Source organism: Actinoplanes sp. NPDC051537 (assembly GCF_055586105.1).
The window spans coordinates 408515-421271 of the sequence record NZ_JBVJIU010000004.1 but is presented as its reverse complement, the minus strand read 5'-3'; the positions used below and the strand labels follow the sequence as shown (position 1 = coordinate 421271).

The following is a 12757-nucleotide window of genomic DNA, read 5'->3' as shown; positions in this document are numbered from 1 at the left end:
GCCACCGGCCCAACACGGGCGACAAGCCGCCAACGGCCCAACGTGAGCGGCAAACTGACGCCGGCGCCGACGTGAGCGACAAGCCGCCGCCGGCGCCAACGTGGGCGGCGACCCAACGGCAACCGGGCGCGACACCCATCCGAATACCCCGGCCCATGAAACCGCCCCACCGAATGCATTCTGCAACGCGTTCAGGGTCGCCCGCGGCGGTCACCCGCACTCGCCGGATCGTGCCAATCCCAATCGGCCGAGCGGCGAAAAGGCGGCCCAATCTCGCTACTAAATCGAGCAATCTTTGCTCTGCGGGAAACATTGTGACCTGATTAGAAAACGGTCCACCCAAATGTGTGGCATTCACTTCCTACTATGCCGAGCGCGGCGATGAGGCCGCGCAGGGATCGACGGAAGGAATTGTGCATGCCACGTCTCGGCAGAACCGTCCTGGTGGCCGGAATGGTCGCTGGGCTGCTCGTCGCCGGTGCTGCGGCGCCGGCCTCGGCGGCCGCGGCCAAGACCGATCACACCAGCGCCCAGGAGCGTAAGCGGGTCGACCGCGTGCCGACGCCGAAGCTCGGCTGGTACAAGTGCTACGACATCGCCGAATGCGCCACGACCCGGCTTCCGCTCGACTATGACAACCCGAAGGGCGCCACGACGGAGATCGCCGTTCTCCGGATCAAGGCGAAGGATCAGAAGCACAAGATCGGCAGCCTGTTCCTCAACCCGGGCGGGCCCGGCGGATCGGGCACCAGCATCGCGTACGGGGCGCCGGACTTCCTGAGCAAGCCGGTGCTCGACCGGTTCGACATCGTCGGATTCGACCCGCGCGGCATCGCGTTCAGCGACAACGTCAAGTGCTTCAAGTCGGTCAAGGACCAGACCGCGGTGCTCGGCCAGATGAACGTGGCGTTCCCGTGGGGCAAGGCCGAGGAGGCGAAGTACGTCGACGCGGCCAAGAAGCTGGGCAAGGCCTGCTCGACCACGGGCAAGCCGCTGTCCGGCTCGATGTCGACGGCCGAGGTCGTCCGCGACATGGAGGTCCTGCGCCGCGCCGTCGGCGACAAGAAGCTGAACTACCTGGGCTTCTCCTACGGCACTGCGATCGGGCAGTACTACGCCGACATGTTCCCGGACCGGTTCCGCTCGATCGTGGTCGACGGCGTGCTCGACCCCGAGCACTGGGTCGGCACCAAGAAGACCGCCGCCCAGGAGCAGGACGAGCGGCTGCGCTCGGCCGACGGGGCGTACCGGGCGCTGCAGGAGATCCTCAAGCGCTGCGACAAGGCGGGCGAGAAGTACTGCGTGTTCGCGGCCGGGAACCCGGTCAAGAACTTCGACGTCATCGCCCAGAAGCTGCGGGCGAAGCCGCTGGTCGTGTCCGATGAGGACGGCACCTTCACGATCACCTACGCGGACTTCGTGGGCGGCATCCTCGGCGACCTGTACGACGTGGGGGCCGGCGACTGGGTCACCCTGGACGCGCAGTACATCTGGACGCTGCTCAACCCGGCGAGCGCCAAGGCGAAGTCCGTCGCGCGGGCCGGCCTGATCAAGCGGATCCGGGACGCCAAGGCCAAGGCGAGCCGGGACTTCCCGTACGACAACAGCGTCGAGTCGTTCACCGGCGTCGACTGCACCGACGCGTTGCACCCGAAGGACGCGGGTCAGTGGCCGGCGCTGATGGCCAAGGCCGACAAGCGGGCGCCCTACTTCGGCCGGGTGTGGGGCTGGGCGACGGCGCCGTGCGCGCGCAACACCTGGACCGTGCGCGACGAGGACGCGTACACCGGGCCCTGGAACCGCAAGACGGCCTCGCCGGTGCTGATCGTCGGCACCAAGTGGGACCCGGCGACCAACTACGACGACGCGGTCTCGGCGTCCAAGCGGCTGCCCAACAGTCGCCTGCTGTCGAACACCAACTGGGGCCACACGTCGTACGGCACGTCGGCCTGCGCGACCGGCGCGATCGACACCTACCTGCTCAAGCTCACCCTGCCGGCCAAGGGCAAGGTGTGCCAGGGCGAGTACCAGCCGTTCCTGGAGCCGCTGCCGACCGACCCCGAGGGCTCAGCGACCGCCTCGACGCTGAGCGCGACCGCGGTTCAGGCGCAGCGGCCGCCGGTGGCCGGACCGCTGATGCCGTCGACCCTCAACGGCACCCGCTAAAAAGATCAACAGCAAGGGACGAGCCCGGCCGGTACGGCCGGGCTCGTCGCAAATAGACGATCAGACGAGGTCGAAGCGGTCCAGCTCCATGACCTTCGTCCAGGCCTTCACGAAGTCGGCCACGAACTTGCCGTGGGCGTCCTCGCTCGCGTACACCTCGGACAGGGCCCGCAGCTGCGAGTTCGAGCCGAAGATGAGGTCGACCGCGGACGCCGTCCACTTCACCTGGTCGGTGGCGAGGTCGCGGATCTCGTACACCTGCTCCTCGGACTCCGACGCCTTCCACCGGGTGCCCGGCGACAGCAGGTTCTTGAAGAAGTCGTTGGTGAGCGTGCCCGGCTTGTCGGTGAGCACGCCGTGCCGGGTGCCGCCGGCGTTGGCGCCGAGCGAGCGCAGGCCGCCGACCAGCACGGTCATCTCGGGCGCGGTGAGGTTCAGCATGTACGCCCGGTCGACGAGCAGCACCTCGGGCTGGGTCTTCTCGCCCGGCCGCAGGTAGTTGCGGAAACCGTCGGCACGCGGCTCGAGCACCGCGAACGACTCGACGTCGGTCTGGTCCTGGGTCGCGTCGGTGCGGCCCGGCCGGAACGGCACGGTCACCTCGACGCCGGCGTCCTTCGCGGCCTTCTCGACCGCGGCCGAGCCGGCCAGCACGATCAGGTCGGCCAGCGAGATCTTGGCGCCGCCCGCCTCGTTGAACTCCTTCTGGATGCCCTCGAGGACGCTCAGCACGGACGCGAGCTGCGCCGGCTGGTTGACCTCCCAGGCGTTCTGCGGCTCGAGCCGGACGCGGGCGCCGTTCGCGCCGCCGCGCTTGTCGGTGGAGCGGAAGCTCGCCGCCGACGCCCACGCGGTGGAGACCAGCTGCGCGGCCGGGACGCCGGCCTCGAGCACCTTGGCCTTGAGCGCGGCGATGTCGGCGTCGCCGACCAGCTCACCCTCGGCCGCGGGAACCGGGTCCTGCCAGAGCTGCTGCTCGGCCACCCACGGGCCGAGGAAGCGGCTGACCGGGCCCATGTCGCGGTGCAGCAGCTTGTACCAGGCCTTGGCGAACGCCAGCGCGAACTCGTCGGGGTTCTCCAGGAACCGGCGCGAGATCGGGCCGTAGGTCGGGTCGAAGCGCAGCGACAGGTCGGTCGTGAGCATCGTCGGCTTGTACTTCTTCGACGGGTCGAACGGGTCCGGGATGAGGTCGGGGGCGTCCTTGGCGACGTACTGCTTCGCGCCACCGGGGCTGGTGGACAGCTCCCACTCGTACCCGAAAAGGATCTCGAAGAAGCGGTTGCTCCACTGGGTCGGCTTGTCCGTCCAGGTGACCTCGAGGCCGCTGGTGATGGTGTCGGCGCCCTTGCCCGAGCCGTTGGTGCTCAGCCAGCCGAGGCCCTGCGCCTCGATCGGGGCGCCCTCGGGCTCGGGGCCGACGTGGTTGTCGGCGATGCCGGCGCCGTGGGTCTTGCCGAAGGTGTGGCCGCCGGCGATGAGCGCGACGGTCTCCTCGTCGTTCATCGCCATCCGGCCGAAGGTCTCCCGGATGAAGTGGGCGGCGGCCAGGAAGTCGGCGCTGCCCTTCGGGCCCTCGGGGTTGACGTAGATGAGGCCCATCTCGGTCGCGCCGACGGTGTCCGCCATCGAGCTCTCCGAGACGTAACGCTCGTCGCCGAGCCAGGCGTCCTCGGGACCCCAGAAGATCTCCTCGGGCTCCCACACGTCCTCGCGGCCGAAGCCGAATCCGAAGGTGGTGAAGCCCATCGACTCCAGGGCCACGTTGCCGGCCAGCACCAGCAGGTCGGCCCAGGAGATCTTCTGCCCGTACTTGGCCTTGACCGGCCAGAGCAGGCGGCGGGCCTTGTCCAGGTTGGCGTTGTCGGGCCAGCTGTTGAGCGGCGCGAACCGCTGGCCGCCGTCGCCGGCGCCACCGCGGCCGTCCTCGATCCGGTACGTGCCGGCGGCGTGCCAGCTGAGGCGGATCATCAGGCCGCCGTAGTGGCCGAAGTCGGCCGGCCACCAGTCCTGCGACGTGGTCAGGACCGTCGTGATGTCGCGCTTGAGCGCCTCGACGTCGAGCTTGGCGAACTCGCTCGCGTAGCTGAAGTCGGGGCCGAGGGGGTTGCCCTTGGACGAGTGGGCGTGCAGCACGGACAGGTCGAGCTGGTTGGGCCACCAGTCCCGGTTCGTGCGGGGGCGACCGCCGGTGTGCGGCTGCGGCGCGTCGATCGCCGGGTTCTCGCTCTCACTGCCGTGCGCGGTCGCCGAGTCGTGCGCGACCGGGCAGCCTGCGGCCTTCGGGTCCAGGTTGTCGCTCATTTGCTTCCTTCCGAGCGGGCGGATTTCTGGCACTGGGGGCAGACGCCCCAATAGACGACCTCCGCCTCGTCGATCACGAAGTCGTGGTCGTCCGAGGCGGTGAGACAGGGGGTGTGACCGGCGGCGCAGTCCACGTCGGCGATGGATCCGCAGGAGCGGCAGACGACGTGATGGTGGTTGTCCCCCACCCGGGTCTCATAACGCGCCGTGGCACCGGCGGGCTGGATGCGGCGCACCAGACCGGCGTCGGTGAGCGCTCGCAGCACATCGTAGATCGCCTGGTGGGAGACCGTCGGGTGATCGGCCCGCACCAGCTCGATCACCGTGTCGGTGTCGACGTGGCGGTGCTCTCGCAGCGCGGCGAGCACGGCCAGCCGGGGTCGGGTCACGCGCAACGAGGACGCCCGGAGCTGCGCCTCGTGGTCGGTCACCCGACGAACCCTAGGCCCCAATCTGGAATTAATCAAGATTGGCTCGCGGGTCGCGAAAGTGTCGGAGCCGGGCGCTAGGGTGGCCCCACCCTCGGAGGGCGGGGCTGGGTGGGGCGGTCAGAGCGTCCCTCAGCGGGCCGCCTTCAGCGGCGTCTCCCCCAGGTGCTCGCGGAACTCGACCAGGGAGTCGAAGACCCGCTCGGCGCCGGCCTCGGTGAGCTCATCAACGGCGAAACCACCGGTGTGCACGGCGATCGTCGGCACGCCGAGCTTGCCGGCCGCGACGCAGTCCCACGTCGAGTCGCCGATCATGATGCCGTCGGCGCCGCCGACGCGGCGCAGGGCGGTCGCCACCAGGTCGGGGGCGGGCTTGCTGTTCTCGACGTCGTCGGCGGTGGTCCAGGCGTCGGCCAGGTCGCGGGCGTCGAGCAGGTCGAGGAAGTGGTCGACGTGCTTCTTCTTGCCCGAGCTGGCGAGCACCACCCGGAAGCCGCGCGACCGGACGTCCTCGAGCAGCTCCCGGGCGCCGTCGAAGGGGCGCACCTCGTCGATGAGCTTGTCGAACTCCTCGGTCTGCGCGTCCCGCAGCTCGTCCCCGTGCGAACGCTCCACCGCATCGCCGGCCACCGCCGGAACGAGCTGCTCGCCGCCCATGCCGATGGCCCGGTGCAGGCGCCACACCGGGAGCGTGATGCCGGAGCGCCGGAAGGCCCGGTACCAGGCCAGGGCGTGCTGGTAGTTCGTGTCGACCAGGGTGCCGTCGACGTCGAAGATCGCGGTGTCGGCCATGCCGATGGCATACCCCGGGAACCGGCGTAGAATCCTCACTTACACGTGTAAGCGAGACGACCAGCGCGGAGGATCATGACCATGGCCAACCCCGACGACCTGCTCGCGACGATGTCCCCGGCGGAGAAGGCCGGGCAGCTGACCCAGTTCTTCTACTTCAAGCTGCCGGCCGGGGCGCAGACCGACCCGGCCCTGGGCCTCGACCCGGAGGCGCAGCCCCGGGCGGTCGAGGCCGAGCTCGGCCGGGGCGCGGCCGGCTCGCTGCTGTTCGTCACCGACCCGGCCGAGATCAACCGGTTGCAGCGGCTCGGGGTCGAGGGCAACGCGCACGGCGTGCCGCTGCTGTTCGGGTTCGACGTCATCCACGGCCTGCGCACGATCTTCCCGGTGCCGATCGCGATGGCGGCCTCGTGGGACCTGGAGACGATCGAGCGCGGCCAGGCGGTCGCCGGGCGCGAGGCGCGGGCGGTCGGCATCCACTGGACGTTCGCGCCGATGGTGGACATCGCCCGCGACCCGCGGTGGGGACGGATCATCGAGGGCGCGGGCGAGGACCCGTTCCTCGGCGCGGCGGTCGCGGCGGCCCAGGTGCGCGGGTTCCAGCAGCACATCATCGCCGGGCCCAAGCACTTCGGCGGGTACGGGGCGGCGCTCGGCGGCCGTGACTACGACGAGGCCAACCTCTCCGACCACGAGCTGTGGAACGTGTACTTCCCGCCGTTCGAGGCCGCGATCAAGGCCGGCGCCGGGAACGTGATGACCGCGTACATGGACCTCAACGGCATCCCGGCGTCGGCCAGCCACTGGCTGTTCACCGAGGTGCTGCGGGAGACGTGGGGCTTCGACGGGTTCGTGGTCAGCGACGCGAACGCCGTACGCAACCTGGTCACTCATGGTTTCGCCAAGGACCTGGCCGAAGCCGGCGCCCGCGCGGTGACGGCCGGCGTCGACATGGAGATGGCGATCACCGATCCGGCGTACGCCCATCTGCCCGGCGCCGTCGCAGAAAAAGCCGTCGACGAGAAGGTGCTCGACGAGCGGGTTCGCAAGATCTTGGAGGCCAAGGTACGGCTGGGCCTGTTCGACGACCCGTATGTCGACGAGGACCGGGCCCGCGAGGTGCTGGCCGATCCGGCCCACCGGTCGGCGGCGCGCGAGGCCGCCCAGCGCTCGGCCGTCCTGCTGCGCAACGAGGGCGACCTGCTGCCGCTCGACCCCGCCGCGCCCGGCTCGATCGCGGTGATCGGGCCGCTCGCCGACTCGAAGCGGGACACGCTCGGCCCGTGGGTGTTCGACTACGACCTCGGCGAGACCGTCACCGTGCTCGACGGCATCCGCGCCGCCGTGGGAGAAAAGGCCGCGGTCACCTACGCCCGGGGCATTGCGGCCGGCCAGCGTACGTTCCCGTCGATGTTCGACATGTTCGGCGGCAACGCCCCGACCGATCCCGACGGGTTCGACGCGGACAGTGAGTTTGCCCGGGCCGTGGAGGCGGCCACGGCCGCCGACGTCGCGGTCGTGGTGCTGGGCGAGTGGCAGAACATGATCGGCGAGGCCGCGTCCCGGTCGTCGCTGGACCTGCCGGGCCGCCAGCTGGAGTTGCTGCAGGCCGTCGTGGCGACCGGCACGCCGACCGTGCTGCTGGTGATGAACGGGCGGCCGCTCGACCTGCGCTGGGCCGCGGCCAACGTGCCGGCGATCCTCGACATCTGGTACCCCGGCACGCAGGGCGGCGCGGCCGTGGCCGACCTGCTCTTCGGCGCCGTCTCGCCGGGCGGCAAGCTGCCGTTCTCCTGGCCGCGCACGGCCGGCCAGATCCCGATGATCTACTCGCACACCACGTCGCACGAGCCGGACAACCAGGCCCGCCGCTACTGGGACGAGGAGAGCACGCCGCTGTTCCCGTTCGGGCACGGCCTGAGCTACGGGAAGTTCCGGTACAGCGACCTGACCGTCGACCGGGCCGCGATCCCGGCCGACGGCACCGTCACGGTGTCGGTCGAGGTCGCCAACGAGTCGGACCGCGAGGCGGCCGAGGTCGTGCAGCTCTACCTCCACCAGCGCCACGGGACGGCCTCTCGTCCCGTACGGGAGCTCAAGGGATTTGATCGTGTCGTGGTTCCGGCGCGCGGAAACCGGCGGGTCCAGTTCGCGATCGGCCCCGAGCACCGCCGCTACTGGAACGCCGTGGCCCGCGACTGGGTGCTCGACGACTCCACCTTCGACGTGTGGGTGGGCGGCAGCTCGACCGCCGAGCTCGCGGCCACATTCGAGGTCGGCGCGGCCGGCTAGGCGCGGGCCCAGATCCGGAGCGGGCCGATCCGGGCGAAACCCGCCGCCAGCGCCGCCGTCAGGTCTTCGCCGTGCTCGTAGCCGACCAGGTCGAGGCCGGGGAACAGCGCGGCGGCGGCGTGGATGGCGGCCGACCAGACGCCGTCCAGGTCGGCCGGGACGGTCGCGAAAAGGTTGGAAACGCCGACCACGCCGGCGGCCCGGTTCAGGACGGCGCCGCCGCGGGAGTCGACGGCCAGGATCGCCACGTCCGGGTCGTCGAGCAGCGGCGGCCGGAAGATGTCGCCGCCGCCCCAGGCGGCGTGCCACTCGCGAAGCTCGGCGGGCGTGGCGACCCGCCGGGCGAGCGGGCCCGGCACCGCCGCCGGCGCCGGGCGGTGGATCCACTGGGCCTCGAACAGCGGCGCGAATCCGGGCAGGTCGAGGGCGGCGAAGCTGTCCTTCACCGAGGACGCCGGCAGCACGTCGCCGGGCCCGGCCGACGGCGTCAGCGTGACCGCGGACGGGTAGTACGGCGGCGGCTGCCCGTCGGCGCGCCAGGCCCGCTCGCCGAAGCGCGACGCGACGCCGTGGGTCCGGCACACCAGGGCGCACCACTCGGCGTTGTTCCGGACGGCGGCGGACAGCAGATCCATAGGGGTGTTAATACCACTACGAGATGGGTTCCAGTGTTCTCGTGACTCGCGCCGCGGTCGACGAGATTGATTCGCATGACAGCGATCCTGGAAACGCCGGCCCGCACCGGACGGGCCCTCGCCCCCGATCTGGCGCGCGGCGCCATGCTTCTGTTCATCGCGCTGGCCAATGCGGCCAACTTCGCGTTCGCCGGGCAGCCCGGCATCGACGGCACGCCGCACGGGCTCCAGCGGCTCGTGAACTTCCTGATGACCACGCTGGTCGACAGCCGGGCCTATCCGGTGTTCGCGGTGATGTTCGGCTACAGCCTGGTGCAGTTGTCCCGGCGCAGCCCGCGGCGCGTGCTGGTGCGCCGCAACGCCGCCCTTGTCGGGTTCGGGCTGGTGCACGCGAGCCTGCTCTACTTCGGCGACTTTCTCGGCGCGTACGGGATCGTGGGGTTGATCTGCACCGCCCTGCTGCTCCGGCGCGGTGACCGCTTCCACCGCGTGGTTCTCTGGCTCTGGGGATTCCAGACGGTGTACGCACTGGTCCTCGCCGTGATCGCGGTGGGCACCGCCCACGGTGGCGACGCCGCGATCGTGAACAGCCCGAACCCGTCGCTGGCCGCCGGCTCCTACCTGTCCTCGATGGTCCACCGGCTCGCCGAGTGGCCCGTGCACACCGCCACCGTGATCCCGTTCATCGTCATCGTCTGGCTCGGCATCTGGGCCGCCCGCCACCGCATCCTCGAGGAGCCGGGCCGGCACCTGACCCTGCTGCGCCGCACCGCGATCGGCTGCCTCGGCTTCTCGATCCTCGGCGCGCTGCCCTACGCCCTGGTGTCGGCGGGCCTGCTGCACGTGGATGCCGGTACGGTCGACGCCATGGCCATGGTTCACGCGGTCACCGGCGAGTACGGGGGCCCTGGGTACGTGGCGCTGTTCGGCCTGATTGCCGCCCGGATGACCACACGGCCCCGGATCGCCGCCCTGGGGCAGCGCTCGCTCAGCGGCTACCTCTTCCAGTCGGTCTGCTGGATCACGCTGTTCTCGCCGTGGGCGCTCGACCTCGGCGGCAACACCTACGTGGCGGTGCTCGCGGCCGTCGCCGTCTGGCTGGTGTCGGTGGCCGTCGCCGCCCGGATGAACGGGCGCGGCCCGGCCGAGGTCCTCCTGCGCCGGATCGCGTACCGATGAACCGCGTCTTCGCCGGTGTGGCCGTGGCGCTCAGCGTCGCGGTCACCGCCGTCTGGGCGGCGACCGGGCGCGGCGAATTCTGGCCACGGTGGGTCTACTTCGGCTTCGCGACAATAACTTTCGGCACGTACGCCTTCCGTCGCGCGCTGCGGGTCGAGGGCGGCCGGCGGCGGTGGCTGGCGGTCGACGCCGCGTTCTGCGTCGTGCTGGCGACCGTGGACGTGACCGTCTACGTGCTCAGCGGCGGCGGCTACTTCTGGCCGGTCTGGACCATGACCGGGCTGTCGCTGCTGCTCGGCGCCCACGCGTGGCTGGCCAGCCGGCCGCCCGGCCGCCGGGAGCGGGAGCTCGCGGCGCGGGTCGCCACGCTGTCCCGCTCGCGCACCGGCGCCCTCGACCGGCAGGCGGCCGAGCTCAAACGGGTCGAGCGCGACCTGCACGACGGTGCCCAGGCCCGGATGGTGTCGCTCGCGCTGGCCCTCGGGCTGGCCGGGGACCTGCTGCGGCGCGACCCGTCCGGGGCCGAGAAGCTGATCGCCGAGGCCCGGCAGACGGCGGTGGCGGCGCTCGACGACCTGCGGGCGGTCATGCACAGCATCCACCCGCCGGTGCTGGCCGACCGGGGCATCGTGGACGCGGTCCGGGCGCTGGCGCTGGATCTCGCCGTCCCGGTGACCGTGACCGGGTCGTTCGCGACGGCGTCGCCGGCCACCGAGACGGCGCTCTACTTCGCGGTCGCCGAGTGCCTGGGCAACGTCGTGAAGCACAGCAGCGCCGGGGCCGCCACGGTCACGTTCCTGGACAACCAGATCCTCATCACCGACGACGGCCTGGGCGGGGCGGCTTTGTCCGTTTCGTCAGGCTCGGCCGGCGGGAGCGGGCTGCGCGGCATCGCCGATCGGCTCGACGCGGTGGACGGCCGGCTGGAGATCGACAGTCCGCTCGGCGGGCCGACCCGGATCACCATCACGCTGGGGTGAGCTTGTCCGGGTTGGACTGGACGAAGATCTTGCCGATCCGGCCCTCGCGGGGCTCGACCACCAGCACGTGCCGGTTCGGGCCGAACCGGACGAGCAGGGCCGGGGCGCCGTTGACCTCGAGCGGCTCGGCCCGGAACTCGGCCGGGCGGGTGTAGATCGCGCCGAAGAAGCGGGCCACCTTGGCCGGGGACATCAACGGCCGCAGCGCCGTACGCACCCGGCCGCCCCCGTCCGACCAGGACATCACGTCGTCGTGCAGCAGGCCGCGCAGCCGGTCGAGGTCGCCACCGCGGGCGGCGGCCACGAAGTCCTCGAGCAGCCGGCGGTGCTCGCCGGGGGCGGGGGTGAACCGCTGCCGGTTCTCGTGCAGCGCCTGTTCGGCCCGGCGGAACAGCTGACGGCAGTCCTCCTCGCGCCGCTCGACGATGGTGGCGATCTCCGCGTACGGCAGATCGAAGGCGGTCCGCAGCACGTAGACCGCGCGTTGCGGCGGGGTGAGCTGCTCCATCAGGTGCAGCACGGCGAACGAGAGGTCGGACGTGTCGACGGCGCCGAACGGCGACGGATCGGTCGCGACCGGCTCGGGCAGCCACTCCCCCACGTAGCTCTCCCGCCGGGCCTGCCGCGCCCGCAAGTGGTCGACGGCGAGCCGCGCCACCACCCGGGTCAGGTAGCGGCGCGGCTGTTCCACGGTCGTCCGGTCGGCGGCCGCCCAGCGCAGGTAGGCCTCCTGGAGGACGTCCTCGGCGTCGTGCATGCTGCCGAGCAGGCGGTAGGCCAGCCCGGTCAGCATCGGGCGGTGCTCCTCGAAGTTCGCCGTCACTTCACCGGCGGCTGGTGCCGGGTACTCACCGAGATCCTGTTCCACACGTTGATGATGCCGATGACGAGGATGAGATCGGCAATCTCCGCCTCGGTGTACTGCTTGGTGGCCTGTTCCCAGACGTCGTCGGGCACGCCGTGCTCGCCGAGCCGGGTGACGGCGTCGGTCAGCGCGAGCGCGGCCACCTCCCTCTCATCGAACAGGTCGGTCGCCTCCCGCCAGGTCGCCACCGCGAACAGCCGCCGCTGGTCCTCGCCGTCGGCGAGGGCCTCGGTGGTGTGCATGTCGAGGCAGTACGCGCACCCGTTGAGGATCGACGCGCGGATCTTGATGAGGTGGCGCAGTTTCGCGTCGACGGTCGTCCGCGTGAACTTCTCGATCTGCATCATGGCCGCGAAGCCGGCCGGGTTGGCGGTGGCCCAGGTGAATCGTTCGCTCATGCGACAACGACGGATCTCGCGGCGTGCGGCGTGACAATCCGCGCTGTGACGGCGCTCTCCTCAGGCGCCCTTGGTGATCGTCGTGACGACGCCCTCGTTGACGGCCTTGGCCGAGCAGGCCTTCTCCGGCAGCGCTACGAAGAGGGACTTCGTCTCGTCCGGCGGGTAGACGCGGAAGCCCCGGACCGCGACCGGCTTGCACTTCGCGGCGTCGAAGAAGCCGACGTCGTGGGTCTGGAGCGTGGCGTGCGCGGCGGCGCCCGCGGTCAGGGTGACGGTGACCTTCGGAGTGGACCGCTGACGCTCGAACGGCTCGTTGACCTGGTGGCCGTCGTCGCCGGCGACCCACGAGACGCCGGGGTAGCCGTACAGCGTGCAGGTGTGGTCCGAGGCGTTCGTGAAGACCAGCGGGGTGAACCGGCTGCCGGCCGCGCCATCCGTCTCGCCCAGGCTCAGCTTGACGTCGTTGCTGTGGCATCGCGGGGTCGCTCCACCGCAGCCCGACCCGGAACCGGAACCGGGTTCCGCTTCGGTCGCGGTGGGCTTCGATGTCGCGGTCGGCGCGCCCGTGGGCGCGGCACCGGCGCCGGATGCCGCCGAGCCCGATGCCGCCGAGCCCGATGCGGCCGGGCCGGACGGGGCCGAGCAGCCGGCCACGAGCAGCGCGGGAGCGGCCATCAGAAGCAGAAGTCGTCGCATACACCCCAGGTAACCCGCC

General features: G+C 71.1%; 11 protein-coding genes. 4 read left to right on the top strand and 7 right to left on the bottom strand.

Annotated elements, in window-relative coordinates; translation table 11 throughout:
• Positions 1-417: 417 nt before the first annotated feature.
• Positions 418-2166, top strand: coding sequence for an alpha/beta hydrolase (locus ACZ6TB_RS11735; protein WP_465553311.1), 1749 nt, complete (start codon positions 418-420; stop codon positions 2164-2166).
• A 60-nt stretch (positions 2167-2226) separates the two neighbouring features.
• Here ACZ6TB_RS11735 and katG read toward each other — a convergent pair whose 3' ends face one another.
• The 3 genes from katG to ACZ6TB_RS11720 form a co-directional block, all read right to left on the bottom strand.
• Positions 2227-4470 carry a catalase/peroxidase HPI gene (gene katG, locus ACZ6TB_RS11730; protein ID WP_465553309.1) on the bottom strand — a complete coding sequence of 748 codons (2244 nt, stop codon included), beginning with the start codon at positions 4468-4470 and terminating at the stop codon, positions 2227-2229.
• Positions 4467-4901, bottom strand: coding sequence for a Fur family transcriptional regulator (locus ACZ6TB_RS11725; protein WP_465553307.1), 435 nt, complete (start codon positions 4899-4901; stop codon positions 4467-4469). Before ACZ6TB_RS11725 ends, katG begins: the two co-directional genes overlap by 4 nt.
• 129 nt (positions 4902-5030) lie before the next feature.
• The gene (locus tag ACZ6TB_RS11720) at positions 5031-5690 is read right to left on the bottom strand and encodes an HAD family hydrolase (RefSeq protein WP_465553305.1); all 660 of its coding nucleotides are present in this window, start codon (positions 5688-5690) and stop codon (positions 5031-5033) included.
• Positions 5691-5771: 81 nt separating this feature from the next.
• Here ACZ6TB_RS11720 and ACZ6TB_RS11715 point away from each other — a divergent pair, with 81 nt between their 5' ends.
• Positions 5772-7982: a glycoside hydrolase family 3 N-terminal domain-containing protein gene (locus ACZ6TB_RS11715; protein ID WP_465553304.1), complete on the top strand. Its 2211-nt coding sequence runs from the start codon at positions 5772-5774 to the stop codon at positions 7980-7982.
• On the opposite strand, the gene ACZ6TB_RS11710 is transcribed toward ACZ6TB_RS11715, so the two are convergent.
• Positions 7979-8617, bottom strand: a complete 639-nt coding sequence (locus tag ACZ6TB_RS11710) for a hypothetical protein (RefSeq protein ID WP_465553302.1) — start codon at positions 8615-8617, stop codon at positions 7979-7981. The genes ACZ6TB_RS11715 and ACZ6TB_RS11710 overlap by 4 nt on opposite strands.
• Before the next feature lie 75 nt (positions 8618-8692).
• Here ACZ6TB_RS11710 and ACZ6TB_RS11705 point away from each other — a divergent pair, with 75 nt between their 5' ends.
• Together ACZ6TB_RS11705 and ACZ6TB_RS11700 are read left to right on the top strand one after the other, a co-directional pair.
• On the top strand, positions 8693-9796 hold the full coding sequence (locus ACZ6TB_RS11705; RefSeq protein ID WP_465553300.1) for a DUF418 domain-containing protein: 1104 nt from the start codon (positions 8693-8695) through the stop codon (positions 9794-9796).
• On the top strand, positions 9793-10776 hold the full coding sequence (locus ACZ6TB_RS11700; protein WP_465553299.1) for a sensor histidine kinase: 984 nt from the start codon (positions 9793-9795) through the stop codon (positions 10774-10776). The genes ACZ6TB_RS11705 and ACZ6TB_RS11700 overlap by 4 nt, the downstream gene beginning before the upstream one ends.
• On the opposite strand, the gene sigJ is transcribed toward ACZ6TB_RS11700, so the two are convergent.
• Genes sigJ through ACZ6TB_RS11685 form a run of 3 tightly spaced genes read right to left on the bottom strand, consistent with a single transcriptional unit; the run spans position 10763 to position 12738 of the window.
• Entirely contained in the window at positions 10763-11644 is an 882-nt protein-coding gene (sigJ, locus tag ACZ6TB_RS11695; protein WP_465553297.1) for an RNA polymerase sigma factor SigJ, read from the bottom strand. The two genes, ACZ6TB_RS11700 and sigJ, sit on opposite strands and share 14 nt — an antisense overlap.
• The gene (locus ACZ6TB_RS11690; protein ID WP_465553295.1) at positions 11596-12039 is read right to left on the bottom strand and encodes a carboxymuconolactone decarboxylase family protein; all 444 of its coding nucleotides are present in this window, start codon (positions 12037-12039) and stop codon (positions 11596-11598) included. The genes sigJ and ACZ6TB_RS11690 overlap by 49 nt, the downstream gene beginning before the upstream one ends.
• Positions 12040-12099: 60 nt before the next feature.
• Positions 12100-12738, bottom strand: coding sequence for a DUF4232 domain-containing protein (locus tag ACZ6TB_RS11685; protein ID WP_465553293.1), 639 nt, complete (start codon positions 12736-12738; stop codon positions 12100-12102).
• Positions 12739-12757 lie beyond the last annotated feature (19 nt).

Coding starts and splice junctions, on each gene's coding strand:
- ACZ6TB_RS11715 (WP_465553304.1), top strand. CDS start 5,772: ATGGCCAACCCCGACGACCTGCTCGCGACGATGTCCCCGGCGGAGAAG.
- ACZ6TB_RS11710 (WP_465553302.1), bottom strand. CDS start 8,617: ATGGATCTGCTGTCCGCCGCCGTCCGGAACAACGCCGAGTGGTGCGCC.
- ACZ6TB_RS11720 (WP_465553305.1), bottom strand. CDS start 5,690: ATGGCCGACACCGCGATCTTCGACGTCGACGGCACCCTGGTCGACACG.
- ACZ6TB_RS11735 (WP_465553311.1), top strand. CDS start 418: ATGCCACGTCTCGGCAGAACCGTCCTGGTGGCCGGAATGGTCGCTGGG.
- ACZ6TB_RS11685 (WP_465553293.1), bottom strand. CDS start 12,738: ATGCGACGACTTCTGCTTCTGATGGCCGCTCCCGCGCTGCTCGTGGCC.
- ACZ6TB_RS11700 (WP_465553299.1), top strand. CDS start 9,793: ATGAACCGCGTCTTCGCCGGTGTGGCCGTGGCGCTCAGCGTCGCGGTC.
- katG (WP_465553309.1), bottom strand. CDS start 4,470: ATGAGCGACAACCTGGACCCGAAGGCCGCAGGCTGCCCGGTCGCGCAC.
- ACZ6TB_RS11690 (WP_465553295.1), bottom strand. CDS start 12,039: ATGAGCGAACGATTCACCTGGGCCACCGCCAACCCGGCCGGCTTCGCG.
- ACZ6TB_RS11705 (WP_465553300.1), top strand. CDS start 8,693: ATGACAGCGATCCTGGAAACGCCGGCCCGCACCGGACGGGCCCTCGCC.